General features: G+C 66.9%; 3 protein-coding genes. All 3 read right to left on the bottom strand.

From position 1 onward, the window contains the following. On the bottom strand, positions 1-502 hold a 502-nt coding region (locus GPA_RS13155), incomplete at its 3' end, for a pilus assembly protein TadG-related protein (RefSeq protein WP_041239637.1). Continuing rightward, positions 502-993: a TadE family protein gene (locus GPA_RS13150; RefSeq protein ID WP_015540172.1), complete on the bottom strand. Its 492-nt coding sequence runs from the start codon at positions 991-993 to the stop codon at positions 502-504. The genes GPA_RS13155 and GPA_RS13150, both read right to left, overlap by 1 nt. Before the next feature lies 1 nt (position 994). Continuing rightward, positions 995-1,310: hypothetical protein (locus tag GPA_RS13145; protein WP_041239636.1), on the bottom strand; the 316-nt coding region annotated here is incomplete at its 5' end.

Genomic DNA, 1,310 nt, shown 5'->3' with positions numbered 1-1,310 from the left:
CGAACGTGGCCTCGAGACTCCCGTTGCCGACGTCCGCCGGCCGGTACACGTTGCCGGTCGAGTAGGGATGGATGGTCCAGACGGCCGTGGACCTTGCGGTCAGCTTGTCGCGGCCGGCGAGTTTGAGGAAGGTGGTCTCCGTATCGTTGGAAAGCCTCACGTAGACGCCCGCGTAGCGGTCGTTGGAGCCCGACTCGGACTCGGGCAGCTCCGCATACCAGATCTCGGCGGTGCCGGTGTATCCGTTGTCCGAAAGCAGCTCGACGACCTCCTCGCGCGCCTCGCGCCCGGGGTTCTCCGAGTACTTGACGGCGTTCGACATCCCGAGCGACGACTGCCGGACGGCCTCGAGCACGGCTTCCTGGCCGGTCTTGGCCGAATAGGCCGTGCTGACGTCCACGCCGAGGCCCACCGCGATGAGCAGGCAGCTGATGGCCACGACGAAGATGACGGCGACCTGGCCGGGAAGGCCGCGGGTACGCAGCGGTTTTCGCGATGCCATCACAGCACCTCCCAGTCCGTATAGGTCGTATAGCTGTGCGAGACGTGGCGCGTGAGGGTCGTCTTGCGCCCGAGCGAGAGCGGGTCGTTGTACTCGTAGGCGATATCGGCCTCGACGGCGACGCGGCGCGTCTCGGTCCTGAGCGTCGAGGCCCCCAGATCGCTCGCGATGGAGTCGCCGTCGTTGACGGCACCGCTTGTATCGGCCTTGACGCGCGCGTTGGTCACGGTGAGCCTGCTCTTGTCGAGGTCAGTGCCGTCGCAGACGAGGTCGCGGACGAGCTCGTTTCGGTCCTGCTCCTGCCATCCGGCGGGAAGCGCGTCGGCGAGCGTCGCCAGCGAGTGCTGGATCACGGTGTTCTGGTAGGAGAGCATCGCGAACGACCCGATGGCGAAGAGGAACGTGAGCAGCACCGGCATGATCAGGATGAACTCGACCGAGCCCTGGCCGGGAAGGTGCGCATGCGCGCGTGCCGTTGGAAAGGCTGCCATGTCACGACCTCTCTATCTCTGACCTGATGGACGACGTCTCGGAATGGACCTGCCAGCCGTCATCGGTGGCGCCCTTCACGCCGAGCGACTTGAGCGGGAAGATGCAGCCGACATCCTCGACGACCTTGACGGTGACCTTCTCTCGCGCATAGCGCGCGGTGACCGACTTGTCGCCGCTCTTGAGCGTCACCGGCTTCGACGGCGCCTCCGCCGATGTGACGGTGACGGTCGCGCCGTCGCCCAGGGCGCACGCCTCGCGCACGTAGGCGGCGATCGCGTCGTTCGACAGGGTGGGGTTCGCCGCGGCGTAGCGCGCG

This window comes from Gordonibacter pamelaeae 7-10-1-b (assembly GCF_000210055.1).
GTDB lineage: Bacteria > Actinomycetota > Coriobacteriia > Coriobacteriales > Eggerthellaceae > Gordonibacter > Gordonibacter pamelaeae.
Note: the sequence above shows the minus strand (reverse complement) of the source record. Positions and strands in the feature narration are given on the sequence as shown.

What these genes read in the sequence shown, in the direction of transcription:
- GPA_RS13150 (WP_015540172.1), bottom strand. Translation starts at nt 993, where the DNA reads ATGGCAGCCTTTCCAACGGCACGCGCGCATGCGCACCTTCCCGGCCAG.